27 protein-coding genes are annotated in these 24,485 nt (G+C 70.6%); 12 read left to right on the top strand and 15 right to left on the bottom strand.

Annotation, left to right across the window (positions count from 1 at the left end):
* The first annotated feature begins 26 nt into the window (after positions 1–26).
* On the top strand, positions 27–1,046 hold the full coding sequence (locus P5G50_RS03790) for an NADPH:quinone reductase (protein WP_301211792.1): 1,020 nt from the start codon (positions 27–29) through the stop codon (positions 1,044–1,046).
* On the opposite strand, the gene P5G50_RS03785 is transcribed toward P5G50_RS03790, so the two are convergent.
* On the bottom strand, positions 1,030–2,268 hold the full coding sequence (locus tag P5G50_RS03785) for an MFS transporter (protein WP_301211790.1): 1,239 nt from the start codon (positions 2,266–2,268) through the stop codon (positions 1,030–1,032). The two genes, P5G50_RS03790 and P5G50_RS03785, sit on opposite strands and share 17 nt — an antisense overlap.
* A 93-nt stretch (positions 2,269–2,361) precedes the next feature.
* Between P5G50_RS03785 and P5G50_RS03780 the strand changes: the two genes are divergently transcribed.
* The 5 genes from P5G50_RS03780 to P5G50_RS03760 are packed head-to-tail and all read left to right on the top strand — an operon-like array spanning position 2,362 to position 5,202.
* On the top strand, positions 2,362–2,907 hold the full coding sequence (locus P5G50_RS03780; protein WP_301211788.1) for a TetR/AcrR family transcriptional regulator: 546 nt from the start codon (positions 2,362–2,364) through the stop codon (positions 2,905–2,907).
* Positions 2,904–3,632 (top strand): AzlC family ABC transporter permease, encoded by a 729-nt coding sequence (locus tag P5G50_RS03775; RefSeq protein WP_301211787.1) that lies wholly within the window; start codon positions 2,904–2,906, stop codon positions 3,630–3,632. The genes P5G50_RS03780 and P5G50_RS03775 overlap by 4 nt, the downstream gene beginning before the upstream one ends.
* Positions 3,629–3,934 carry an AzlD domain-containing protein gene (locus tag P5G50_RS03770; RefSeq protein WP_301211786.1) on the top strand — a complete coding sequence of 102 codons (306 nt, stop codon included), beginning with the start codon at positions 3,629–3,631 and terminating at the stop codon, positions 3,932–3,934. Before P5G50_RS03775 ends, P5G50_RS03770 begins: the two co-directional genes overlap by 4 nt.
* 39 nt (positions 3,935–3,973) lie before the next feature.
* Positions 3,974–4,393: a hypothetical protein gene (locus tag P5G50_RS03765; RefSeq protein WP_301211785.1), complete on the top strand. Its 420-nt coding sequence runs from the start codon at positions 3,974–3,976 to the stop codon at positions 4,391–4,393.
* Complete coding sequence (locus P5G50_RS03760; RefSeq protein ID WP_301211783.1) at positions 4,390–5,202, top strand: alpha/beta fold hydrolase; 813 nt, start codon at positions 4,390–4,392, stop codon at positions 5,200–5,202. Before P5G50_RS03765 ends, P5G50_RS03760 begins: the two co-directional genes overlap by 4 nt.
* A gap of 35 nt (positions 5,203–5,237) precedes the next feature.
* On the opposite strand, the gene P5G50_RS03755 is transcribed toward P5G50_RS03760, so the two are convergent.
* On the bottom strand, positions 5,238–5,912 hold the full coding sequence (locus P5G50_RS03755) for a GntR family transcriptional regulator (protein ID WP_301211782.1): 675 nt from the start codon (positions 5,910–5,912) through the stop codon (positions 5,238–5,240).
* A 118-nt stretch (positions 5,913–6,030) separates the two neighbouring features.
* On the opposite strand from P5G50_RS03755, the gene P5G50_RS03750 reads away from it, so the two are divergent.
* On the top strand, positions 6,031–6,681 hold the full coding sequence (locus tag P5G50_RS03750) for a GntR family transcriptional regulator (RefSeq protein ID WP_301211781.1): 651 nt from the start codon (positions 6,031–6,033) through the stop codon (positions 6,679–6,681).
* 210 nt (positions 6,682–6,891) lie between these two features.
* On the opposite strand, the gene P5G50_RS03745 is transcribed toward P5G50_RS03750, so the two are convergent.
* The 4 genes from P5G50_RS03745 to P5G50_RS03730 all read right to left on the bottom strand — a co-directional run bounded on the left by P5G50_RS03745 (position 6,892) and on the right by P5G50_RS03730 (position 12,302).
* On the bottom strand, positions 6,892–7,992 hold the full coding sequence (locus P5G50_RS03745; protein WP_301211780.1) for a substrate-binding domain-containing protein: 1,101 nt from the start codon (positions 7,990–7,992) through the stop codon (positions 6,892–6,894).
* 61 nt (positions 7,993–8,053) lie between these two features.
* Positions 8,054–9,397, bottom strand: coding sequence for a multiple monosaccharide ABC transporter permease (gene mmsB / locus P5G50_RS03740; RefSeq protein ID WP_301211779.1), 1,344 nt, complete (start codon positions 9,395–9,397; stop codon positions 8,054–8,056).
* Positions 9,398–9,399: 2 nt separating this feature from the next.
* Complete coding sequence (gene mmsA, locus P5G50_RS03735) at positions 9,400–10,947, bottom strand: multiple monosaccharide ABC transporter ATP-binding protein (RefSeq protein ID WP_301211778.1); 1,548 nt, start codon at positions 10,945–10,947, stop codon at positions 9,400–9,402.
* Between the two features lie 164 nt (positions 10,948–11,111).
* Positions 11,112–12,302 (bottom strand): ROK family transcriptional regulator, encoded by a 1,191-nt coding sequence (locus tag P5G50_RS03730; protein ID WP_301211777.1) that lies wholly within the window; start codon positions 12,300–12,302, stop codon positions 11,112–11,114.
* 114 nt (positions 12,303–12,416) lie between these two features.
* On the opposite strand from P5G50_RS03730, the gene P5G50_RS03725 reads away from it, so the two are divergent.
* The 5 genes from P5G50_RS03725 (at position 12,417) to P5G50_RS03705 (ending at position 14,960) form a co-directional block, all read left to right on the top strand.
* Positions 12,417–13,232 (top strand): shikimate 5-dehydrogenase, encoded by an 816-nt coding sequence (locus P5G50_RS03725; protein WP_301211776.1) that lies wholly within the window; start codon positions 12,417–12,419, stop codon positions 13,230–13,232.
* A gap of 41 nt (positions 13,233–13,273) precedes the next feature.
* Positions 13,274–13,519 (top strand): DUF6458 family protein, encoded by a 246-nt coding sequence (locus P5G50_RS03720; protein ID WP_301211775.1) that lies wholly within the window; start codon positions 13,274–13,276, stop codon positions 13,517–13,519.
* Positions 13,509–13,982 carry a MarR family winged helix-turn-helix transcriptional regulator gene (locus tag P5G50_RS03715; protein WP_301211774.1) on the top strand — a complete coding sequence of 158 codons (474 nt, stop codon included), beginning with the start codon at positions 13,509–13,511 and terminating at the stop codon, positions 13,980–13,982. The genes P5G50_RS03720 and P5G50_RS03715 overlap by 11 nt, the downstream gene beginning before the upstream one ends.
* A gap of 158 nt (positions 13,983–14,140) precedes the next feature.
* Complete coding sequence (locus P5G50_RS03710) at positions 14,141–14,380, top strand: hypothetical protein (RefSeq protein WP_301211773.1); 240 nt, start codon at positions 14,141–14,143, stop codon at positions 14,378–14,380.
* A gap of 16 nt (positions 14,381–14,396) precedes the next feature.
* Positions 14,397–14,960, top strand: a complete 564-nt coding sequence (locus P5G50_RS03705; protein ID WP_301211772.1) for a dihydrofolate reductase family protein — start codon at positions 14,397–14,399, stop codon at positions 14,958–14,960.
* Here P5G50_RS03705 and P5G50_RS03700 read toward each other — a convergent pair.
* The 9 genes from P5G50_RS03700 to P5G50_RS03660 all read right to left on the bottom strand — a co-directional run bounded on the left by P5G50_RS03700 (position 14,944) and on the right by P5G50_RS03660 (position 24,473).
* A complete protein-coding gene (locus P5G50_RS03700; protein WP_301211771.1) occupies positions 14,944–15,504 on the bottom strand; it encodes a hypothetical protein in 561 nt (186 codons plus the stop codon). The two genes, P5G50_RS03705 and P5G50_RS03700, sit on opposite strands and share 17 nt — an antisense overlap.
* 9 nt (positions 15,505–15,513) lie before the next feature.
* Positions 15,514–16,941 carry a choice-of-anchor A family protein gene (locus P5G50_RS03695; protein WP_301211769.1) on the bottom strand — a complete coding sequence of 476 codons (1,428 nt, stop codon included), beginning with the start codon at positions 16,939–16,941 and terminating at the stop codon, positions 15,514–15,516.
* A gap of 78 nt (positions 16,942–17,019) precedes the next feature.
* Complete coding sequence (locus P5G50_RS03690; RefSeq protein WP_301211768.1) at positions 17,020–18,507, bottom strand: DHA2 family efflux MFS transporter permease subunit; 1,488 nt, start codon at positions 18,505–18,507, stop codon at positions 17,020–17,022.
* Positions 18,504–20,255 carry an asparaginase domain-containing protein gene (locus P5G50_RS03685; RefSeq protein ID WP_301211767.1) on the bottom strand — a complete coding sequence of 584 codons (1,752 nt, stop codon included), beginning with the start codon at positions 20,253–20,255 and terminating at the stop codon, positions 18,504–18,506. The genes P5G50_RS03690 and P5G50_RS03685 overlap by 4 nt, the downstream gene beginning before the upstream one ends.
* 18 nt (positions 20,256–20,273) lie before the next feature.
* Positions 20,274–20,918, bottom strand: coding sequence for a cysteine hydrolase family protein (locus tag P5G50_RS03680; RefSeq protein WP_301211766.1), 645 nt, complete (start codon positions 20,916–20,918; stop codon positions 20,274–20,276).
* Positions 20,919–20,954: 36 nt separating this feature from the next.
* Positions 20,955–21,986, bottom strand: coding sequence for an ABC transporter substrate-binding protein (locus P5G50_RS03675; RefSeq protein ID WP_301211765.1), 1,032 nt, complete (start codon positions 21,984–21,986; stop codon positions 20,955–20,957).
* Positions 21,987–22,036: 50 nt separating this feature from the next.
* Positions 22,037–22,927: an ABC transporter permease gene (locus P5G50_RS03670; RefSeq protein WP_301211764.1), complete on the bottom strand. Its 891-nt coding sequence runs from the start codon at positions 22,925–22,927 to the stop codon at positions 22,037–22,039.
* Positions 22,924–23,739 (bottom strand): ABC transporter ATP-binding protein, encoded by an 816-nt coding sequence (locus P5G50_RS03665; protein ID WP_301211763.1) that lies wholly within the window; start codon positions 23,737–23,739, stop codon positions 22,924–22,926. Before P5G50_RS03665 ends, P5G50_RS03670 begins: the two co-directional genes overlap by 4 nt.
* A 116-nt stretch (positions 23,740–23,855) precedes the next feature.
* Complete coding sequence (locus tag P5G50_RS03660; protein WP_301211762.1) at positions 23,856–24,473, bottom strand: CGNR zinc finger domain-containing protein; 618 nt, start codon at positions 24,471–24,473, stop codon at positions 23,856–23,858.
* Positions 24,474–24,485: the final 12 nt, after the last annotated feature.

The following is a 24,485-nucleotide window of genomic DNA, read 5'->3' as shown; positions in this document are numbered from 1 at the left end:
CCCCCGGCACATGGTTGGCTGGGACCATGAAGGCCATCACGTACTCGTCCACCGGCGGCTCCGACGTGCTCGTGCTCGGCGAGCGGGAGGAGCCGCATGCGGGCCCCGGGGAGGTGCGCGTGCGCATCCACGTCTCGGCGGTCAACCCGACCGACTGGAAGGCGCGCGCCGGCAGCGGCAAGACGGAGCTCCCGCGGCCGCAGGTGCCGAACCAGGACGGCGCCGGCGTCGTCGACGAGGTCGGCGACGGCGTGACCGGGCTCGCGGTCGGCGACCGCGTCTGGGTGTGGGATGCGGCCTATCAGCGTCCCGACGGGACCGCGCAGGAGCTCGTGGTGCTGCCGGAGGCGCAGGCGGTTCCTCTGCCCGAGAGCGCGAGCTTCGACGTGGGCGCCTCGCTCGGCATCCCCGCCCTGACCGCGCACCGGGCGCTGACCGCCTACGAATACGCTCCGGCAGAGCTGGCGCCCGGCTCGCTGGAGGGCCGGACGGTGCTGGTCGCCGGAGGCGCGGGCGCTGTCGGCCACGCCGCCATCCAGCTCGCCGCGTGGGCCGGCGCGACCGTCATCGCCACGGTCAGCAGCCACGAGAAGGCCGAGCTGGCCCGAGCCGCAGGGGCGCACCACGTCGTGGACTACACCGACGGCGACACGGCACAGGCCATCGGCGCGCTCGCCCCGCGCGGGGTCGACATCGTGGTGGAGGTCAACGTCATCGCCAACGCGGAGCTCGACGCCAAGGTGTGCGGCACGAACGCGACCATCTCGGTCTACGCGGACGCCCCCGGCAGGACCGAGGTCACCCTCCCGGTGCGGCCGAGCATGTCGAAGAACCTGCGCTGGCAGTTCCTGCTGACCTATACGACCACGCCCGAGACCAAGGCGGCCGCCGTGCGCTCGGTGGCCGCTGCCGTCGCCGCGGGCGCATTGCCGGTCGGCGAGGAACACGGCCTGCCGCTGACCCGTTTCCCGCTGGAGCGCACGGCCGATGCCCACGACGCCGTCGAGAGCGGCATCGTGGGCAAGGTGCTCATCGACGTGGCGTGAGGGAGGCCGTCGCGCGGGCCGCACGCGCCCGCCCGGCCTGCACGGCGAACGCGATCACCGCGGCGACGGCGATGGCCGCCGCATAGCCGAGGGACGTCGGCAGCAGCCCGACGACGGCGATCAGCTCGCCCGCGGCGAGCGCAGGCACCCCGTACGCGAGGTAGCTGACGAGGAAGATCGCCGCGAACAGCTCCGCCCGCTGGTCGTTGGGGGCGAGCGGCGCGAGGATGCGCAGCATCGCCGAGAAGCCGGCGCCGAAGCCGGCTCCGGCCACGGTCGCTCCCGCGAAGAGGAGCGGGAGGAGGCCGGCGGCGATCCCCGCGGCCGCCACGACGACGCCGAGCACGATCGCGGCCATCGACCAGACCGTCAGGAGCCGCCCCTCCACGCGGGTCAGCACCAGTCCGGCGAGCGCGCCGACCGCCGGCGGCACGGCGACGATCGCGCCGTTGAGCAGCCCGCTGTCGAGGTGGAACACGCCGTGCATGATCGACGGCGACAGGCCGATGAAGAGCCCGGCGAGCATCCACGTCGCCACGAACAGCGGCACCGCGCCCGCGAACTCGCGCCGCGCCTCACGCGGGATCACGAGCCGCGGGATCAGCGAGCGGACCGCGCCCGGGCGGCGCTCGACGGTCTCGGGGGCCGCGGCGACGACGATCGCGCCGAGCACGAAGAGCACCGCGAGCGTCGCGAACACCACGGTCGTGGGCCGCGCGGTGAACTGCACCGCGATCCCGGCGAGGAAGGCGCCGACGGCCAGGCCGCCGACGGGCGCGGTGCTGCCGATGGTCGCGCCGAGCTTCTTGCGCCCCGCGGGGGCCAGCTCCACCAGCGCGGCGGTGAAGGTGCTCATGGCGGCCCCGGTCGCGATGCCCTGCACGGAGCGGGCCACGATGATCCAGCCGATGTCGGTGGCGCCGAGGAACAGGAGCATGGAGGCCGCCTGCAGCAGCAGCGCCCCGATCAGCACCGGCCGCCGGCCGATGTGGTCCGAGAGCGACCCCGCCACGAGCAGCGTCACGAGCAGCGTCACCGCGTAGATGGCGAACGCGACGGTCAGCAGCCACGGCGCGAAGTGCCATTCCTCCTGGTAGAGCACGAACAGCGGGCTGGGCGCACCCACGGCGAGCGCCACCGCCACGAAGGCGGCGGAGGTGCCGGCGAAGGCCGCGCCGGGGGCGAGGCGGAGGCGGGCCGCGGAGTCGGCCAGAGCGGTCATGAGAGCTCCTTAAAGCAAATCTGATTGCGTTAACGGCGATACTAGAACCGTCCCCACCCCAAAAGCAACGGTTTTTGCTTTAAGATGTTTCCCATGGACACCGAGACCACACCGTCGAAGCGGACGGGCGGCCGCAGCGCCGCGGTCATCCACAACGTGCGCAAGGCCGTCGAGGAGCTCGTGCGCGAGAAGGGCAGCGAGCGCGTCACCGTGCCGATGATCGCGGAGCGCGCCGGCGTCAACCCGACGAGCATCTACCGGCGCTGGGGCGACCTCCCGACCCTGATCAACGACATCGCGACCTACCGGCTCGACCCGAACCGCCGGCTGCCCGAGCACGACGACATCCGCGAGGACCTCGCCGCCTGGGCGCGCGAGCTGGTCGAGCACTACCGCAAGCCGGTCAACGCCGCCCTGCTGCGCGGCGGCGCCTCGGCCGCGGGCGAACGCCAGGCCGACTGCCTGCGCGACCGCCGCACCGAGGCCGGGATGCTGCTCGCGCGGCACCCCGAGTCGGCCGTCACCGCCGACCAGATCATCGACGGCGTCATCGCACCGATCATCTACCGCGTGATCTTCCTGCCCTGGACGCTCGACGACACGACCGCGGACGACCTGGTCGACCGGCTGCTGCGGTGACGCCCGAGGAGCGCTCCGCCTCCCGGTCGGGCTGGGCGGTGGGCATCGCGACCGCGGCGTACGGCATCTCGTTCGGCGCACTGGCGACCGCGTCGGGGCTCGACGTGTGGCAGGCCTGCGTGCTCAGCCTCGTGATGTTCAGCGGCGGGTCGCAGTTCGCGCTGATCGGCGTGCTCGCCTCGGGCGGCGTCGCTGCGGGAGGGACCGCCATCGCGAGCGCCGCACTGCTCGGGGTGCGCAACTCCTTCTACGCGCTGCGGCTGTCACGCGTGATCGGACGCGGGTTCTGGAGGCGCACCGCCGCCGTCCAGCTGACCATCGACGAGTCGACCGCCGTCGCGACCGCGCAGACCGAGCCGCGGGCGCAGCGCATCGGCTTCTGGGTCACCGGCCTCGTCGTCTACATCGGCTGGAACCTGATGACGCTCGCCGGGGCCCTGCTCGGCAACCTCATCGGCGACGTGCGCGCGTACGGGCTCGACGCCGCCGCGGCGGCCGCCTTCCTCGGCCTGCTCTGGCCGCGGCTGAAAGCGCGCCAGACGCAGGCGGTCGCGGTCGCCGCGGCCTTCGTCGCGACCCTGCTCACGCCGTTCCTCATGCCCGGCCTGCCCGTGCTGGCGGCGGCGGTGGTCGCCATCGTCGTGGGTGTGCTCAACCTGTTCGGGAGGCGCGACGAGCCGCCGCATCCCGAGGCCATCCCGATGGAGCGGGAGGTGGAGCCGTGACGACCTGGCACATCATCCTGCTCGGCTCCATCGCCGTGCTCGCACTGAAGGCCGCGGGCTGGCTCGTGCCGCCGAAGACGCTCGACCACCCGACGGTCGCGCGCGTCAGCGACCTGCTCACGGCCGCGCTGCTCGCGGCCTTGATCTGCGTGCAGACGTTCGGCAACGGACAGGCGCTGGAGCTCGACGCGCGCCTCCCCGCCGTCGCCATCGCCGCCGGCCTCTACGCGCTGCGCGTGCCGTTCATCATCGTGGTGCCAGCCGCCGCGGTGGTCGCCGCCGTCATCCGCCTCCTCACCTGACCGGGCGGAGGTGTCGGCGGCGCTCCGTACAGTTTCGACGTGAGCGCGAACTGGCACCCGGTGGCGAATGCGCAGCCCACCGAGTGGCTGCTCCGCCAGGGTGCCGCGGGCGCGCCGTACGCGGTCGTCCGGCGGTTCGCGTTCGGCGACCCCAACCGTCCCGACGTGTGGTTCCGCGTCGTCACCTGGGCGCCCGCCTCCGCCGGCCGCGAGCTGATCGGCTGGTGCCGGACGCTGGAGGCCGCTGCCGCCGCCGGCTGGGACCACCGCTGCGCCGCCGAGTCGTGGCGGCACCACATGGCCGCCCGGCGTACGGACCCTGCCACCATGGCGAGCACCCGGCCGTCGGCCGCCGATCTCGTGCGTTTCTACCGCGCGGCATTGCGGCGCACGCCATCCGCGGGCAGCATGAGCGGAGCGGCCCGCACCCCGGCACCTGCGATGAAGGGACGACGATGACCACTCGCGAGACGGCCACCAGCCCCGACGGCACGACGATCGCCTTCGAGCGCGTCGGCGACGGACCCGTGCTCCTCCTCCTCGACGGCGCCTTCAATACCCGCGCCTCCGCCGCCGGGCTCGCGCGCCTGCTCGCCGACGACTTCACCGTGGTGACCGTCGATCGGCGCGGTCGCGGAGACAGCGACGATGCCGGCGCGCTGGAGGTGGAGGCCGGCTTCCGGCTGGCCGACACGTCCGACAGGGAGGCCGCTGTCGCACGGGAGGTCGCCGACGTGCGGGCGGTCATCGACGCCGTCGGCGGCACGGCGATGCTCTACGGGCACTCCTCCGGCGGTGCGCTGGCCCTGGAGACGGCGGCGGCGCTTCCGTACGAGACACGGGTGGCCGCGTACGAGCCTCCCTACTCCCCCGACGGCGGCGGACAGAACCCGACGCCCGCCGCGGTCGACGCCGCCCTCGCGGCCGGGGATCGCGACACCGCGGCCGCGCTCTTCCTCGGGAACGTCGGGATGGACGTCGACGCCGCTCGCTCCCAGCCCTGGTGGCAGGGCATGGTCGGTCTCGCTCCGACGCTGCCGTACGAGTACGCGCTGACCGACGACGCGCCGCCCGAGCGCTTGGTCGGGGCTGAGGGCCCGGCGCTGTTGCTGGTCGGAGGAGACAGCTCGCCGTGGATGGTCGCCGCGGTCTCCGCTGCCGCGGCCCGTCTGCCGCACGCGGTCACGCAGACCGTCCCCGGGCAGGGCCATGCGGTGCAAGACGACGTCGTCGCGCCACTGCTGCGCGCCTTCTTCCTCAGACGCTGACGCGGGCCGGACGCCTCAGCGGTCGAGCGAGCGCCTCAGCGGTCGAGCGAGCGCTCCGTGGCCTCGAGCAGGTCGTCGACCAGCCCGACCGCGCGCTCGTCGCCGGCGGCGACGGCGCGGATCAGCTCGGTCACGCGCTCACGGCTCAGGAGGTCGGCCGCCGCGGGATCGAGCGCGAGGTAGCGGAGCATGCGCAGCTGCACCGCCTCCACCGTCTCGGCGAGCACCTGGTTCTGGAGCCGGTCGAGCAGGATGGACATGCACCGGCGGAATGCCTCGCCGGGCTCCGTCTCACCGCGCTGCAGCCGCGCGGTGAGGACCTCCAGGCGCACCTCGTCGTCGGCGGCGGGACGATGGATCGACTCGTGGATCGCGTCGGGATAGAGGCGCCGCAGCACCGCCAGAGCGCCCACCACCTCGTGAGGGACCAGGGGCGCGACGATCGTGTAGCGGTTCGGGGCGGTCTGCACGAGGCCGACCGACACCAGCCGGCTGAGCGCTTCGCGGACCGGCGTGCGGGAGACGCCGAGCCAGGCGGTCAGCTCGGCGTCCTTCAGCCGCTCCCCCGGCCGGAAGGCGCCGTTCAGGATGTGGTCGAGCAGCAGCTCGTAGACGTCGTTGCGCAGCAAGCGGCGGTCGGCGGCGGCCACGGCCGCGGCGGCGGCGAACGACAGCGTGCCGGAGCCGGTCTGGACGGAGTCGATGGTCATGCGCGGTCCTTCGTGCGGGGAGGCGGGACCTCCCGCGAATTGGGGTGAAGTGTGTGATATTCAAGCAGTTTAGCGTGAGGTATCCTGGCCCGACAACATCCCGAAGGAGACTGCCCGTATGCCCATGCCCACCGACCACGTCGAACGCGTCTCGCTCTCGCAGGAGGCGTACAACCGCATCGAGGCCGCCATCATGGAGGGGGTGCTCGAGCCCGGCGAGCGCCTGCGCGACCCGGAGCTCGCCGAGTGGCTCGGCATCTCGCGCACCCCGATCCGGCACGCACTCGACCGCCTCATGGAGCAGGGTCTCGTGGAGATGGAGCGCAACCGCTACACCCGCGTCGCGCCGCTCGACGTGGAGGGCGTGATCGACGCGCTCCAGGTGACCGGCGATCTGTGGGGCGGCGCTGCCCTGCGCGGCTACCCGTTCTGGGAGGAGGACGACGATGCGCTCGTCTCCGAGATCGTGGACTCGCTGCTCGACGCGGCCCGAGAGGACGACATCGTCCGCTACGTGACGATCTTCCAGCACCTGGTGGTGACCTTCGCGCAGATCGAGGGCAACGCGGTCCGCCAGCGCGCGCTGAGCAACGTCATCCCGCAGCTGCGCCGCGTCGGCCGCAAGCTCAAGGGGCGGATCGATCACGCTCGGCTGGAGAGCTTCACGTCCGCGCTGCTCGACCACGCGCGCGCTCGCGACGGCCGCGCGACCATCACGCTGATCGACGACTTCATCGCCCGGCTCAGCGACCGCCTCCGCACGTTCTGACCGGACGCGGAACGTCGAAAACAGACCAGTCGGTACGTGCCGGCACGGTCACCGGAATCCGTGACAGCCCCGATGCCAGGATGCGCTCCGGTCTCCTAATCTGGCCTCAGCTTCGGCCCAAGGGGGATCCGACCGGGGGGATACGGATCGGGGGAAGCACGAAGGCCGGACCCATCGGGTCCGGCCTTCGCGTCGTTCAGTGGAGTGCGACTACTTGGTCAGCGGCTCCAGGGTCGGGTCGTTGGCGTACGCCTCGGCCGCGTTCTCCTTGGTGACGATGACCGGCTTGAGCAGGAAGGCCGGGACGACCTTCTTGCCGTTGTCGTACGACTTGTCGTCGTTGACGTCCGGCTTGTCGCCCTTCTGCAGCGACTTCACCATCTCGATGGCCTGCTTGACCAGGTTGCGGGTGTCCTTGTTGATGGTCGAGTACTGCTCGCCCGCCATGATGGACTTGACCGACTCGGCCTCCGAGTCCTGACCGGTGACGATCGGGACCGGCTTGCCTGCACCCTTCACCGAGGTGATGATGGCGCGGGCCAGGGTGTCGTTCGGCGACAGGACGCCGTCGAGCTCGGCGGAGCCGTAGTTCGAGGCGAGCAGGTTGTCCATGCGGGTCTGCGCGTTCGCCGGCAGCCAGCCCTGGGTGGCGGTCTGCTTGATGTCGGTCTGCTTGGAGACGACCGTCAGCGTGCCGTCGTCGATCTTCGGCTGAAGGACCTTCATCGCGCCGTTGAAGAAGACGGCCGAGTTGGCGTCGTCCGGCGAGCCCGAGAAGAGCTCGATGTTGTACTTCGTCTTGCCCGGGTACTTGGCCTTCATGCCGTCGAGGAGGGCCTGGCCCTGCAGCTCGCCGACCTTCTCGTTGTCGTACGCGACGTAGTAGTCGACGTCGTTCGAGTTGAGGATGAGGCGGTCGTACGCGATGACCGTGGCGCCGGCGTCGTGCGCCGCCTTGGCCTGCGCGGCCAGCTGGCCACCGTCGACGGCACCGATGATGACGACCTTGGCGCCATTGGTGATCATCGACTGGATCTGCGACTGCTGGTCGGCCACGGCACCCGAGGCGCCGGCGTACTGGACGTCGCCCTTGAAGCCGGCGTCCTTCAGGCCGTTGGTGAAGAGGTCACCGGCGAGGACCCAGTTCTCCGACGTCTTGGTCGGGAGGGCGACGCCGATGGTGGCTCCCTTGTCGAAGCCGGCCGCGGTCGAGTCACCGCTCGCGCCGCCACGACCGCCGCCGGAGCAGCCGGTCAGGGTGAGCGCGGCGGCAGCTGCGACGGCCACTGTCGCGAGTGCGATTTTGCGCATTGCAATCTACTTTCTGTGTGTTTTCGGGATGGTGCAGGAGAGGTGAAGCGTGAGGGGAGGCTCAGGAGGTCAGCGACCGCGACGAGTCCTCTGCTGGCTCGCCGGTCGGGACGACGGCGGGCTGCTCCTCGGCAGCGGCGTCGGCGCGCTGGCCCTTGTCGCGGTTGAACATCCGCCCGATCAAGGACGGGCCACCGCGGCGCTTGGAGTAGACGTCGACGCCGACCGCGATCAGCAGCACGAGGCCCTTGATGATCTGGACCTTGTCGCTGGTGACGCCGAGGAGCTGCAGGCCGTTGTTCAGGACCGCGATGACGAGACCACCGATGATGGACCCGGCGACCGTACCGATACCGCCGGAGACCGCGGCGCCACCGATGAAGACTGCGGCGATCGCGTCGAGCTCCCAGTTGAGGCCGTCCTGCGGGCCGGACGAGACCGAGCGTGCGACGGCGATCATGCCGGCCAGCGCGGCGAGCACCGACATGTTCATCATCACGAAGAAGTTGATCCGGCGGATCTTGACGCCCGACAGCTCCGCGGCGTGGGAGTTGCCGCCGACCGCGTAGATGTGACGGCCGAAGATCGTGTTGCGGGTGATGAACGAGTACAGGATGACCAGGACGCCGAGGATGATGCCGGCGACCGGGAACGAGGTGCCGACGCGGCCCGAGGCGAACAGCATCGTGAAGTAGAGCACGATCGCGTCGAGGATGACGACCTTGAAGACACTGACCCAGAGCGGCGCCTTGTCGGAGCCCATCTTGGTCTGCTTGCGGCGGGTGCGGACCTCCATCACCGCGATGATCACGGCGATGATGATGCCGAGCAGCAGCGTGGAGTTGTTGTAGCCGGTGTTCGGGCCCCACTCGGGGAGGAAGCCGCCGCCGATGTAGGTGAAGCCGTCGGGCACCGGGATGGTGTTCGCGTTTCCGATCAGCTGGTTGAGCCCGCGGAAGATGAGCATGCCGGCCAGCGTGACGATGAAGGCGGGGACGCCGACGTAGGCGACCCACCAGCCCTGCCACGCGCCGATGATCACACCGATGATCAGGCCGAGCACGATGGCGAGCGGCCAGGGGAGGTTCCAGTCGGTCATCGACTTGGCGACGATGATGCCCACCACCGCGGCGACCGAGCCGACCGACAGGTCGATGTGGCCGGCGATGATGACCATGACCATGCCGATGGCCAGCACCAGGACGTAGACGTTCTGGTTGACCAGGTTGATCAGGTTCACCGGCTCGAGCGTCTTGCCGCCCGTGAGGATCTCGAACAGGACGACGATGACGACCAGCGCGCCCAGGATGCCGAACTGCCGGCCCGTGGACTGGCCGCCGCCGAACATCTTGCCGAGGTCGCGGATCCCTCCGGACTTCTTCTTGTCAGCGATCTGTGTGGTCATGGTTACTGGGTCACCCTCTTCTTTGCGGAAGTCATGCTCTTCAGGAGTGTCTCGGGGGTCGCCTCCGAGATGGGCAGCTCGTTGGTGATCTGCCCCTCGAAGATCGTGTAGATGCGATCGGAGATGCCGAGCAGCTCGGGCAGCTCGGACGAGATGACGATGACGCCCTTGCCCTGCGCGGCCAGCGCCTGGATGATGCCGTAGATCTCGAACTTGGCGCCCACGTCGATGCCGCGGGTCGGCTCGTCGAGGATCAGCAGGTCGGGGTCGGTGAACATCCACTTCGCCAGCACGACCTTCTGCTGGTTGCCGCCGGAGAGCGTGGAGACGCCGCGGTCGACATCGGGCGTGCGGATGCGCAGGCGCTTGCGGTAGTCGTCGGCGACGGCGTACTCCTGCAGGTCGTCCACGACACCGCGCTTGGCGATCTTCTTGAGCTTGGCCGCGACGATCGACTGCTTGATGTCGTCGAGGAGGTTGAGGCCGAGCACCTTGCGGTCCTCGCTCACGTAGGCCATGCCGTTGTCGATGGCCTCGGAGACGTTGCGGACCTGGATCTCCTTGCCGTCCTTGTAGATCTCGCCGGAGACCCAGTTGCCGTAGGAGCGGCCGAAGACGCTCATGGCGAGCTCGGTGCGGCCGGCGCCCATGAGGCCGGCGAAGCCGACGATCTCGCCCCGGCGGACGGTGAAGCTGGAGTTCTTGACGACAAGGCGCTCGGGGATCTGCGGGTGCTGCACGACCCAGTCGCGGACCTCGAAGAAGACCTCGCCGATGTCCGGGGTGCGCTCCGGGAAGCGGCTCTCGAGGGTGCGGCCGACCATGCCGCGGATGATGCGGTCCTCGTCGACGCCGTCGGCCTTCACGTTGAGGGTCTCGATGGCGCGGCCGTCGCGGATGATCGTGATCTCGTCGGCCACCTGCTCGATCTCGTTGAGCTTGTGGCTGATGATGATGGAGCTGACGCCCTTGCCCTTCAGCCCGACGATGAGGTCGAGCAGGTGCTGCGACTCCGCCTCGTTGAGGGCGGCGGTCGGCTCGTCGAGGATCAGCAGCTTGACGTTCTTGTTGAGCGCCTTCGCGATCTCGACCAGCTGCTGCTTGCCGACGCCGATGTTCTTGATCTGGGTGTCGGGGTCGTCGGAGAGGCCGACGCGCGCGAGCAGCTCGACGGCGCGGATCTTGGCGTCCTGCCAGTCGATGACGCCGCCGCGGCCGGGCTCGTTGCCGAGGAAGATGTTCTCGGTGATCGAGAGCTCGGGGATGAGCGCGAGCTCCTGGTGGATGATCACGATGCCCTGCGACTCGCTGGACTTGATGTCCTTGAAGCGCATGACCTCGCCCTGGTAGACGATGTCACCGCTGTAGGTGCCGTACGGGTACACACCCGACAACACCTTCATCAGGGTGGACTTGCCCGCGCCGTTCTCGCCGCAGATCGCGTGGATCTCGTTGGCGTGCACGGTGAGGGAGACATCCTCGAGCGCCTTCACCCCGGGGAACTCCTTGGTGATCGCGCGCATCTGAAGGATGACTGCGTTCGACGACATCGTCGCTCCTTGCGTCGTTGCTCTGTCTCTGTTGCTTGTGCCTAAGTAGTAAACGCTATGTTCCGTCTTGGCGTCAAATAGTGAAGACAACAATGCGATAACGGCCTCGGCGTGTGCACACGATACTCCCGCGGCGGCCGACCGCGCGCGGGTGCCGCGAGAGGTTATTCGAGACCGGCGAGCGCGTTCTGGATGACCAGCGCAGCCGCACCCAGCGACTCCGCGCGCTCGTCCAGCGACGACACGCAGATGTTCGTCGTCGCGGCCACGATCGGGATGGCGTTGTGCTGCAATCCGCGGCGGATCGGCTCCAGCAGAGCCTCCCCCAGCCCCACCAGCGGGCCGCCGATGATCACGAGCTCGGGGTTGATCACGTTGGCGATGTTGCCGATGGCCTGGCCGATCGCGGCGCCGGCGTCGCCGATCACGCGCAGCGCGGCCGGGTCGCGGTCGCGCCCGCGGCGGAGGAGGTCGGAGGTGGAGGCCGGGCCGTGCGTGCTGCGGCTGAGCGACTCCAGCATGACGGAGGTGGAGGCGACGGTCTCCAGGCAGCCGCGGTTGCCGCACCGGCAGATGACGCCCTGGTCGACGACCGGGGTGTGGCCCAGCTCGCCGGTGACGCCGAGGTAGCCGTAGTACGGCTGGCCGTTGAGGATGAGGCCCGCCCCGATCCCGGAGCCGATCTTCACGAAGATGATGTTGCGCGCGCCGCGGTTCGCTCCCCAGGTCACCTCGGCGAGCGCGCCGAGGTTGGCGTCGTTGTCGATCACGACCGGGAAGCGGAAGGCGTTCTCGAGGTCGCGCAGGTTGACGCCGACCCACTCGGGGAGGATCGCGCCCTGCAGCACGGTGCCGGTCCTCCTGTCGATCGGGCCGGGGATGCCGACGCCGACCGCCAGCACGGATTCGCGGTCGTGGCCTCCCTCGGCCAGCATGCGGTCGAGCAGCGCGGAGGCCTCGGCCAGCGCGCTCGGGACGTCGTAGCCGAGCGGCAGTGCGAGCTCCTCCTCGGCCAGCACCTGGTAGCCGAGCGTGGAGAGGACGATCCGCACGTGGCGGCGGCCGAAGTCGGCTCCGACCGCGATATCACCGGTGTCGGCGAGCTGCACGAGCAGCGCGCGGCGGCCGCTGGAGGTGACCGGGGAGGTCGAGACGACACCCTTCGCCGCCATGTCGCGGACGATGTTCGAGACGGTGGCGGTGGACAGGCCCGTGCCGCGCGCCAGCTCAGCCTGGGTCGACGGACCGTTGGCGAGGAGGAACTCGACGAGCCGCTCCTGGTTCAGATGTCTGAGCGCACCCTGCGACCCCGGATTGCGAGCGCCACGAGCGAGGAGCCCCGAGGTGGCGGTCATGCCCTCAAGAGTGAGGGATGACCGCCTTGTAGTCAAGCTGTGAACGTAACACCGATGGGGGACGACCGGTCGGTGCACCGCCCGGCTCCCACGGGCGCCTGTCAGAATGGCGGCATGCCCATCCTGAACAAGGACATGCAGGTCTGCATCTCGCTCGCCGCCCGTCCCAGCAACATCGGCACCCGCTTCCACAACTTCCTGTACGACGAGCTCGGGCTCAACTTCATGTACAAGGCATTCACGACGGATGACCTGGAGGGGGCCGTGCGCGGCATCCGCGCGCTCGGCTTCCGGGGGTGCTCGGTCTCCATGCCGTTCAAGGAGGCGATCATCCCGCTGGTGGACAACCTGGAGCCCTCCGCCGTGGCGATCGAGTCGGTGAACACGGTGGTCAACGAGGACGGCTTCCTCACCGCCTCCAACACGGACTACGAGGCCGTCGCGATGCTGCTCGACGAGCGCCGCGTCGACCCGACGCAGCGGGTGCTGCTGCGCGGCTCCGGCGGCATGGCGAAGGCGGTCGTCGCCGCCTTCCGCGGTGTCGGGTTCGAGGACCTGACGATCGTCGCGCGCAACGCCGAGGCCGGCCCGGCGCTGGCCGAGCGCTACGGCTACCGCTGGGTCGCGGAGGAGGAGGCGCCCGGCTACGACATGGTCGTCAACGTCACCCCGCTCGGGATGCGCGGCGCGGACGAGCAGGCGCTGTCGTTCACGCCCGCGCAGATCGAGGCGGCGAGCACCGTCTTCGACGTCGTCGCGTTCCCCTCGGAGACGCCGCTCGTCGCGGCCGGTCGAGCGGCGGACAAGACCTTGATCACCGGTGCGGAGGTCATCGCCCTCCAGGCGGCCCGCCAGTTCGAGCGCTACACCGGCGTGGCCCTGACGGCGGACCAGATCGCCCGCGCCTCGGAGTTCTCGCGCGCGGAGTGACTCGCGAGGTAGCCTGACGCCACGATCGAAGGAGCGCGGACATGGGAATCGGCAGCGGCATCTTCCTCTTCGTCGTCGGGTTGATCCTGGCCTTCGCGTTGAACATCGAGGTGACGTGGATCGACCTGAAGCTGACGGGGTACATCCTGATGGGTGCGGGCCTCGTCGTCTTCGTCATCTCGCTCGTCTTCGCGCTGCGCCGGCGCTCCACGACGGTCACCCGCCGAGACATGATCGACCCCGCCACCGGCGAGCGGATCGAGGAGCGGCGCACCGATGACTACTGAGCTGGCGGCCACAGGCTCCGGAGCGACCGACGCGGACATCCTCGCGCTCGAGAATCAGGTCTGCTTCGGGCTCGCCGTGGCCGCGCGCAGCGTGATCGCGTTATACCGCCCGGTCCTCGAACCGCTGGGCCTGACGCACCCCCAGTACCTCGTGATGCTGGCGCTGTGGGAGCGAGAACCGCGGTCGGTGAAGGACCTGAGCGACGCCCTCCAGCTCGAGCCGGCGACCCTCTCCCCGCTGCTCAAGCGGCTGGAGGCGACGGGGTACATCGAGCGCAAGCGCAGCAGGGCCGACGAGCGGGCGCTGGAGGTGCGGCTCACCGCAGCAGGGCGCGACCTGCGGGCCGTGGCCGAGACCATCCCGCCGCGCATCGTCGAGCGCCTCGGGCTGCCGGTGGGCGAGCTCGAGAACCTGCGCGGCAGCCTCCGCGCCATCATCGCCGCGGCCGTCCGCGCCTCCTGACGCCCCTCCCCCGGCACCGTGGTGGGCGCCGTCGTGGCCGCCGGGATCATACCCGGGGATGACCGCCCGACGACCTGCGGCTGATGCCCGGCGACCCTCCACGCCGGTTGACTGGGTGATGCCCGGCCGGGGGGCCGGGCATGGGGAGGGAAGAGAAGATGACGACACTGGATCAGCGCCTCTCGGCGCAGCGCATGAGCTCGGAGCGGGCGCGGGGGACGCTCGCCGGGATCGCGCAGAACGCCTACCTCCGGCTGTTCCTGATCCTCGTCGTCGTCGCGGCCGGCGCTGCGGCGCTCACGGTCGGGATCGGCCTCGTGCTCGACATCGTCGTGCCGCTGATCTTCGGCTCGGAGCTGCACGCGCTGGCCGCGCTCTTCCCCGGCCTCGGCCGCTGACACTACAGTGCGGCCCATGGGCCGTCTCGTGTTCTCCGCCATCTGCTCGCTCGACGGCTACATCAACGACGCGAGCGGGAGCTTCGACTGGGCGGCGCCCTCCGCGGAGGTGCACGCGCACGTCAACGCCGAGGAGCGGGCGATCGGCACGTACCTCTACGGCCTCCGGATGTACGAGGTCATGCGCGCGTGGCAGGACCTCCCCGGGCCGGACGACCCGGAGGTGATGGCCGAGTACGCGTGGATCTGGCGCGACGCCGACAAGGTCGTCTTCTCGGGCACGCACCCGGAGGTCACGACGCCGCGCACGCGGGTCGAGTCGGCGTTCCGGCCGGACGAGGTGCGGCGGCTGGTGGAACGCAGCCCAGGTGACGTGTCGATCGGCGGCCCGACGCTCGCGGCGCACGCCTTCGCCGCCGGGCTGGTGGAGGAGGTGCAGCTCTACCTGGTGCCGGTGTCGGTCGGAGGCGGCACCCCGGCCCTCCCCCGCGACGCGCTGCAGCGGTACGAGCTGCGCGAGCAGCGGGCCTTCGAGGACGGCACGGTGTTCCTGCGCTACGGCGTCAGACCTGCAGAGTGACGCTCGGGAGGTCGAGGGCCTGCTCGAGGTCGCGCAGCGAGACGCCGTGCTCGCCCATGATCGCGACCGGGTAGAAGAAGGAGTCGAGGCCGCCCGCGGCGACCGGCGCCTCGGCCCCGTCCGCCTCGAACGGCAGCGGATGGCCCGCGGTGCGAGTGACCAGATGGCCGTCGTCGCCCAGCTCGAGCGAGACCGTGCGCGTCGGCATCCCGCGCTCGAGGAACGACCACGACATCGCGGGCAGCCGGACGTCGATCATCGCGCGGTACACGTCGCGCTGCTCGCTCAGTAGGGCCGCGGCGCCGCCCACGGTCTCGCTCGCGCCGTGCAGCAGCATCCACCCGTTCATCGGAGCGGTGAGGACGAGCAGCCCGGCGCCCTCGCCCAGGTGCGGGTTCTCGCACCACGAGAACTGCTCGTCGAGGATGTCGGCCTCGAGCTCGGCGGCGAGGCCGCGCGCGGACATGGCGGGCAGGAAGACCCAGCTGCCACCCCCGAAGACCTCGAACAGCGCGCCGCTCAGCGCCGGGACTCCGTCGGACACGGGACGAGTCTAGGACCGCCGGCGACGCGCATGCAGGACGAGGGCGAGGGCGCCGGCCGCGACGGCGGCCGCTGCCAGGACGGCGGTGCCGAGCCACGCGCCGCCTGCCGTGCTGCCGGTGGCGGCGAGGGGGTCGGAGGTGCCGTACACGGAGCCGCCTCCCGACGAGGACCCGGGGTCGGTGGGGACTGCCGCGGTCGGGGTGGTGGTGGGAGCGGGGGTCGGTGTCGGCGTGGGAGTGACCGTCGGCGTGGGAGTGACCGTGGGCGTGGGCGTCGGCGTCGGCGTGACGGTCGGGGTCGGCATGGTGGGGGTCGGCGTGGGCGTCGTGCCGTCGTCGTAGGTGCATGTGACGGTGGTCGAGAAGGGGAAGCTGTGCACCTCCCTCGGCAGCGTTCCTCCCACGGCCGGCACACCGTGGATGAAGCTCGCGGCGATCACGTTGCCCTCGATGTTCTGCGTGACCTGCCAGTTCAGCGCCGCGTCCGGCGCGTAGATCGTGCCCTCGAGGCTGTCGCCCCCGGTGACCGTGATGGAGGTGGCCTCCGGGAAGTTCCACAGCAGGAAGGGGGCCTGAGGGGACGCGATGCCGGCCTGGTTCGGGAACGTGCCGGTGAAGGTCGTGCCGGTGACGTTGACGACGAGGGGGGTGGAGGCGGTGGGCGGGGTGTCGAAGACCAGCTCGCCGAGCGCGGCGAGGTCGGCCGCCGAGATGTTCAGCACGTTGGTGACGCCGCCGGCCAGCCCGATGTGCGCCCGCGCGCCGGGAGCGATCGGCGATGTGACGGGGGCGCCCTGGTCGTCCCTGAGGATCGCGTTGACGGGACACTGCGCCAGCTGCCCGGACAGATCGCGGTAGGCCGCGAAGGCGCCGTCGATGTCGACGAGCTCGGTGCCCACCGGCGCGGCGACCTGCGCCGGCGTCTCGGTGATCGTGCCCTCGATGCGCGGGACGCTGCCGTAAGCCGAGCCCGGCGCGACCAGCTCGTAGGACACCAGCGCGTTGTTCTGGTCGCGGTCGAGCGCGGTGTAGGTCGACGTGTCGCCGACCTTCGCGTATCCGCTGTTGAGGATGCGCAGCACGTTGGTCGGTCCGGTGCTGTAGTCGACGCCTCCGCGCACGTACAGGTACGTCGGCGCCGCATCGCCGGGCGCGGTGAAGGTGGGCGGGAACGCGCCTCCCGCCGCGATGTTGTAACTCGACGCGAACCGGAGGTCGCCGCCCGCCGCGACCGTGCCCTCCACCTCGTCGGCGTTGAGGGCGACATCCCCCTCCACGAAGATGGTGAAGCCGCTGTTGGCGGCATGACCGGACACCGGGAGCGTCACCGGATTGACCGGCCCGACGACCACCGGCGCCGCGGAGGCCGCGCTCAGCCCGTTGACGACGGCGGCGCCGAAGAGGACCGCCGCGGCGACGGCCAGCATCGTCGTCATCCGGTGCGTTCGATCGTTCGTCCGCGCTCTCATGCAGACGGCCTATCGCACGGAGAGGGCGGATGGGAAGGACTGTCGTCAACGCGCTGTGGGTTGTAGCAAGCGCTCGGGCTGCGCCGGTCGCTCGGCGGGTGCGCGGTCGTCGGCGAAGAGGTGCGCGATCCGGTCGACGCTTCGGCGCGCCCACGGGGTTCCGGCTACGATGGCGAGCACCGCGATCGCCGCGCCCAGACCGGCGGTCGCCCACCAGATCGGGTGCGTGGCCGCCGCGAAGCCGGCGCCGACGTGGTCCTCTCCTCCGACGGCGAGGACGCTTCCCGCGACCGCGACGCCCAGCGACGTGCCGATCTGGCGGCTGGTGGAGGCGACCGCCGCAGCCGAGCCGCTCTGGCCGGGCGGCATCCCGGCCACGGCTGTGGTGGTGATGGGCGCATTCACCAGACCCATCCCCATCCCGAACACGGCGAAGGCGCACAGCAGATACGCGATCGGCGTCTGGTCACCGAGCACCGCGAGCAGGCCGCCGCCGGTTCCGAGCGCGAGTCCGGCGAGGAGCAGGGGGACGCGCGTCCCCCAGGCGGCGACCATCCTGCCCGAGAGCGGCGCGAAGACCAGCTGCGCGACAGCGACGGGGAGCGTATGGAGCCCTGCTTCGAAGGGGGTCAGCCCGCGCACACCCTGGAGGTACAGCGACACCAGGAACAGGAACGCGCCGTTTGACGCGAACGCGAGGATCGCGCTAAGGACGGCCGACGAGAACGGCACGCTCCGGAAGAAGCGCACGTCGAGCAGGGGGTCCCTCCGCCGGGGCTCGTACAGGATCAGCGCCACCAACGCCAGGACGGCCGTCGCGATCAGGGCGATCACAGCGGGCGAGCCCCAGCCGAGCCTCGGCCCCTCGATGAGCCCGCCGACCAGGGTGGCCAGCACGACGATGACCAGCAGCTGCCCCACCGGGTCGAGCCTCCGGGCGACGGCCGCACGGGACTCCGGCACGAACAGCGCCGTGAGGACGATCGCGGCGAGCGCGACCGGCACGTTGATCCAGAAGATCGACCGCCAGCCGATGAGCGTGGTGAGCGTGCCTCCGGCGAGCGGGCCGACACCCATCGCGATGCCGACGACGGCGCTCCACATCCCGACCGCCCTGGCTCGCTGCCGCCGGTCGGTGAAGGTCGCGGTGATGATCGACATCGCGACCGGGTTGAGCATCGACCCGCCGACGGCCTGCAGCATCCGGAACACCACGAGCCAGGTGACCGAGGGCGCGACGCTGCACAACAGCGAGCCGATGCCGAAGAGCGCGAGGCCGAGTTGGAACGTGCGCCGCCTCCCCAGCCGGTCGGCGGTCGAGCCGGAGAGCAGCAGGAGACTGGCGAGCACGAGGGTGTAGCCGTCGATGGTCCACTGCAGCCCCGCGATGGAGGAGCCGAGCTCCCGCCCGATCGACGGCAGGGCGACGTTCACGACCGTCGCATCCATCGACACGATGAACAGGCTGGAGCAGCAGATCGCCAGGATGAGGTACTTGTGCGTGTAGCGGCGACGCACCGGCTCCGCGCTCAATGCGTGTCGAACACGGCCTGGTAGCGGGCCACGTGCTCGCGGATGGCGTCCCACTCCTCGGCGGTGGGATGCTCAGGGTCGGCGGCGGGCGGCAGGGCTCCGAACCGCAGCAGGCACGCCATCAGCAGCAGCCGCGCCTTGGTGGAGGTCAGGGTGCTGCCGGCGACGAAGACGTCGCCGGGGACGCGAGGCACCATCCCCTCGGCGTTGCCGCGCGAGGTGCGCACGACGGGGATGCCGTGCGCGACCGCCCTGCGCAGGGCCGCCATCTGCGACTCGTCGCCGCGGCCGAACGGCGCGTTGCCCTCGAGCACGAACCCGGAGAGCGGGGAGGCCTGGAGGCTGCGCTCGATGCGTGCCGTGACCTCCACCTGCAGGGCGGCGGCGTCGCTGAAGTCGTCCATGCCGTAACGGGCATACTTCACGATGGTGACCGTGGGCATCGCGTCCTCGAGCAGCGCGCCGGACGCATCCTTCACCGGTACCTCCACCGTCGTGACAGCGCCGTCGACGCGGGTGACGCCCGTGACCGCCGCCGGCAGCCTCCGCGTGTTCACCTCCGAGAGGTGGGTGTGCGCCTTCGCCGGCCAGAAGGTCAGCATCGGATCGCCGGGGGCGCCGATCGTCCCGATCACCCCGCCGTGGCCGCCGGTCGCCACGTAGCCTCCCGGGCGCGCGTCGGCCTTCTGCGCGTCGCGCGCGGTGAAGATCTGTTCGTCGATCACGAGGACCGAGCCGACGCGGTCGACGCCATCGGCATCCGCCCAGATGCGCGAACGGATGTAGTCGACGCTGTCGACCAGGTTGCGGTCGCCGTCCGCGCTCAGCGCGCCGTGCGGCCGCTGCGCGGAGTTGCACGAGATCGGCACAGTCGTGTCGATGAGGAGGCCGAGCCAGTAGCCGGTCTCCTCGACGGCCGGGCTGCCCTCCAGCCAGATCGCGCCGTCGTAGCCGCCGCCGTCGAGGGTCGTCTGCACCACGTTGGTGAGCCGGGCCAGGGTCTGCTTGGCGGGCCCGTGCGCGAGGTGCGGCGGGCTGTACGAGAAGAAGTGCTCGCCGCGGGTCTCCGGCGGGATGTCCCCCTCACCGTGATCGGAGCGGCGGTCGCCCGGCAGCCCGGAGAGGTAGCCGCCGGAGGGCGCCGCCCGGTGGAAGGTGAAGTCGCCCCGGGACGACAGCATGTTGTTGACGCCGTCAGCGTCGAGGCCGAAGCGGTCGATCTCCTCGAAGATGCGCGAGGCGTCGGGGTAGAACGTCTGCCGGGTCCGCTCCCCCGGGCCGAGCGCCTCCATCCCGTCGCCGTCCCAAGCCAGGCCGTCACGCGTGCGCGCCATGTACGGGAGCGAGAACAGGCCGTCCTCCGGACCGATCGTGACCTCGTACACGGGTGTGTCGCCGTCGCCGGACCGCTCGGGGCGGAACTCGCCGTCCGTTCCGATCCAGCCGTCCGGCGCCGCGTACAGCTCTGCGGCGTCGGCCTCCAGCGGGTGTGCGCTGAACGCCTCCACGTAGACCGTGACGGGGGCGGCAAGCCGCTGCATGCGCACGATGTCGCGGCGCAGCGGCTCACCGTCGGAGCTGGTCAGCAGCGGCAGGCCGTGCTTGCGCCGGGCGGCGTTGCTGGTGACCAGGGGCTCGCTGTTCTGGATGGTGGCGGTCGGCCCGCTGAAGACGGCGATGCGGGCACGCCGGGTGCCCGGCATCGGGGCGGCGGGCGGGATGGCGGCGGATGGGATGGCGGCGGTCATGCGTGGTCGCGTCCCTGCTCAGGCGGTGACCGCGAGCATGTCGGCGCCCTGCCACACCGAGGCCAGCTCGGTGCTGGTGGTGACGGTGCCGAACTGCTTGCCGACCACGCTCACCGAGGCGTCGTGCGCCTCCTGGCTGTAGGAGGCGGCGCAGTCCTCGACGAGCGTCACGAAATACTCGGCGAAGAGGCCGTCGCGCAGGCTGGACTCGACGCAGATCTCGGTCGCGACACCGGTGAAGAGGAGCGACTTCACGCCGAGGGTGCCGAGCAGCAGGTCGAGGTTCGTGCCGACGAAGGCGGAGTAGCGGTACTTGAGCACGATGCTCTCGCCGGGCAGCGGCTCCACCCCGTAGAACTCCGCGCCCCACGAGCCGGTGCGGCAGGTGATCCCGGCCTTCGCGGGGTCGGGGGCGTCGCTGTGGCGGCTGAGCCAGGCGACGCTGTCGTTCGTCTCGTCGTGGATGGTCTGGATGAACACCACCCGGACTCCCGCGGCACGGGCGTCGTCGATCAGGCGCTGGAGGCGCGGCACCATCTCGACGGCGGCGGACGTGTCGTTTCCGATGGAGCCGAGAGCGCCCTCGGGATGGCAGAAGTCGTTCTGCACGTCGACGACGATGAGGGCCGTGTGGGCGGGGTCGTAGCGGTACGGGAAGGTCATGACAGTCTTCTTTCGTCGCGTTCCGGTGGCGCCGGGTCAGGGGAGGTAGGACAGGTCGAGCAGGTTCTTCGGCGTGGCCGGGTTCGCGCTGTCCTGCAGCAGGCCGGCCTTGCGGGCGACCTCGAGGTCGAGCTCCAGCGCCTTGTCGGGGATGTCGACGCCGGTCCAGAACTCGTCGGCGTATGTGCGGTCGAGGGTGGCCTGGATGACGTCCTCGGTCATGCTCGGGAACTCCTTGACGGCGACCTTCTTGGCGCCCTCCTTGTCGTTCATGACGAAGTCCATGCCCTTGGCGAGTGCGGCGTTGAACGCCTTCGCCGTCGCCGGGTCCTTCTCGAGGGTCGCCTTCGCGGTGACGATGTCGGAGTAGGCGAACTCGCCGAGCTCGTCGGGCAGGCTCACGAACGGCTCGCCCCAGACGCCCTCGGTGATGCCCTTGCCGAGCACGGGCTCCGCGGTCGCCGCGATGTCGGCCTGACCGGACTGCACGAGCGAGAGTTCGGAGCCGCTCACGTCGTTGTTGATGAGCTTCATGTCCTTCTGCGGGTCGAGGCCGAGCTGCTCCAGCTGGTAGAGCGAGTCGATCTCGACGGAGCCGCCGTGCCGGTTGACGGCGAAGCGCAGGCCCTTGATCGAGCCGGCGATGTCGTCGGGGTCGATCGTGATGCCCTTCTTGGCGACCCAGTACACGTTCGCCTTCGACACGACGCCGGCGATGGCGACCAGGGAGGCGCCCTTCGCGTTGGCGATGGCCGCCGACTCCGCGCCGCCGATGAAGCCCCAGGCGTTGTTGCTCAGCACGGCGTTCACGTGGGCGCCGCCCGTGAGCGTGGTGACCTTGACCTCCAGGCCCTCGTCGGCGAAGTAGCCGTTGTCGATCGCGGCGTAGAGGGGCAGGTAGCCGATGCCGTGGACGGGCTCGGCGATGACGATCTGCTTCGTCTCCTTCGAGCCGGAGGACCCGGCGGACTCGGCGGCCGCACCGCCGGAGCAGCCGGCGAGCGTGAGCGCGGCGGCGGTGAGCGCGGCGAGGGCGGCGAGGCGCTTCTTCAGGGAGTGGTTCTGCACAGTGTTCTCCTTCGGGAATGCGATGGGTGCGTGCGGCGACCGGTGCGGGGTCAGCCGTGGACGAGCCGGAGCAGCACTCGCTGGATGACGAGGACCACGAGGTAGAGCAGGAAGGACAGCAGGGCGAGGGTGAAGACGCCGACCCAGATCAGCGAGATGTCGAAGCTCGCGGCGGCGAACTGGATCATCTTGCCGAGGCCCTGCTGGGAGCCGATGTACTCGCCGACGATCGCGCCGGTGAGGGCGAGGCCGATGCTCACGCGGAGGCTGGCCACGATCGAGGGGATGGTCGCCGGCACGACGACCTTGCGGAAGACCTGCCAGCGGCTGGCGCCCAGCGAGTAGAGCAGCGTCTGGAGGTCGCGGTCGATGCCGCGGACCGCCGCCTCCGTGTTGAGGATCTGGATGATGATCACCAGCGCCGTCGCCATCGCGATCTTGGAGCCGATGCCCAGGCCGAGGGCGAGCACGATCATCGGGGCGAGCGCCAGCTTGGGCATGGCCTCCACCGCGACGATGAGCGGCTCGGCGGTGCGCTGGTAGAACCGCGACCACCAGAACGAGAGACCGATCAGGCTGCCGCCGACGACGCCGATCGCGAAGCCGGCGATGGTGGCGGTGAACGTGTACGCCGTGTCGGACCACATCGAGCCCTTGGTGAAGTTCGTCACCGCCGACTGCCAGATCATGCTGGGCTTCGACCAGAAGAAGGTGTTGATCGCACCCGCGTCGGCGAGGAGCTGCCACGCGGCGAAGACGGCGACGACGATCGCGAGGGCGGCGGGCCCCGTCTTCCACTGCGCCGGCTCGCTCGGGAACAGAGCACGGCGGCGGGCGCGGACACCGCGGCGCGGCAGGGCGGCCAGCTCGGCCATCGACGTCGCGACGAGCGGCGCCGTCGGGGTCGGCCGGAGCGGGCGGGAGGTGGTGGTCGTGCTCACGAGGCGGCCTCCGTACGGGGGGTGGGGTGGAGCAGGGACAGGATCTCGGCCTTCGTCGCCGTGAAGGCGGCCGAGGTGACGACGCTCGGCTTGCGCGGGCGGTCGAGCTCGATCGGCAGGTCGGCGATGATCCGGCCGGGGCGCGGCGACATGACGATGACCCGGTCGGAGAGGTAGATCGCCTCGTCGATGTCGTGGGTGACGAACACCACGGTCTTCTGGAAGTCGTCCCAGAGGTCGAGCAGCCACTCCTGCATGGTCGAGCGGGTCTGGGCGTCGAGCTTGCCGAACGGCTCGTCGAGGAGGATGACGTCGCGGTTGAAGAGCACCGTCCGCAGCAGGGCGGCGCGCTGCCGCATGCCGCCGGAGAGCTGGTCCGGCTTGTGGTCGGCGAAGTCGCGCAGGCCGTACGCCTCCAGCAGCGGCAGGGCGATCTGCTTCGCCTTGGCCTTGCCGACGCCCGAGATCTCGAGCCCGATGATGACGTTGCTGAGGACGCTCCGCCACGGCAGCAGGAGGTCCTTCTGCAGCAGGTAGCCGACGTGGCCCTGCTGGCCCACGATCGAGGAGCCGTTGATCTCCACCTGGCCGCTGGACGGGGTGTCGAGGCCGGCGATGATGTTGAAGAGGGTGCTCTTGCCGCAGCCGCTGGGGCCGATGATCGACAGGAACTCGCCGGGCTTGGCGGTGAAGGAGGCGTGGCTGAGCGCCACCGTCTCCGCGCCTCCCGTCGTGCTCGGGAAGACGCGGGTCACGTCGTCCACCACGAGCTCGGAGAGCCCGGTGCGTGGCTGTGCTGGTGCGAGTGTCATGGTGCCCCTCGGGTATCGAGTCCGGCCGCGTGGTCGCGTTGTGGATCTCATCCTCGCGAGGGGAGGTTTCACCTCAGTTGCGCCGACGTTCCGGCGATGTAACTTGTCCCAGGCGGTTAGACAGTTACATCGTTCGCCCGTGCGGCGGCGTGCCGGAGGCGGAACGAGCGCACCTTCTCGCGGTTCTGGCACCGCGTCGAGCAGAACCGCTTGGAGCGGTTGCGCGTGTCGTCGAGGAAGACCCGATCGCAGCGCTCGGCCTCGCATCGGCCGATGTACCGCCAGGCGCCGGAGGACACGAACGAGCCCAGCGCGGCCGCACAGCCGATCTGCCAGCCGGGCGCCGCGGCCAGCGAGTCGTCGTGATAGTGCAGCGACCACGGCGGCTCGGCCGAGATGTGCGGAGCCGCCGGGAACTCGCGCAGCAGCGCGTTGATCAGGGGGACGCTCTCGGCGACCTCCCCCTCCGCGAACAGGATGAAGATGTCGTGCAGCGCCGCGGCGAGCCGCCCGATGTGCGCGCTCTCCGCCGGCTCGAACGGCACGGAGCTCTCGTGGAACCGCTCGAAGACGCGGTTGCCGACGGCCGCGCGCTCGGCGGCGTCAGGCGTCGGCTCGTACGTGTACCCTCCCGAGTACCCGGGCCCCAGCTCGTTGGCCAGCTCGACGGCGGCCTGCACCACCTGATCGCGGTGCGAGCCGCTCGGGCGGCTCCTCATGCCGGGTAACGCCATACCGGCACTGTA

It is taken from the genome of Leifsonia williamsii, from assembly GCF_030433685.1.
Lineage (GTDB): Bacteria > Actinomycetota > Actinomycetes > Actinomycetales > Microbacteriaceae > Leifsonia > Leifsonia williamsii.
This window is presented reverse-complemented; position numbering and strand designations above follow the sequence as displayed.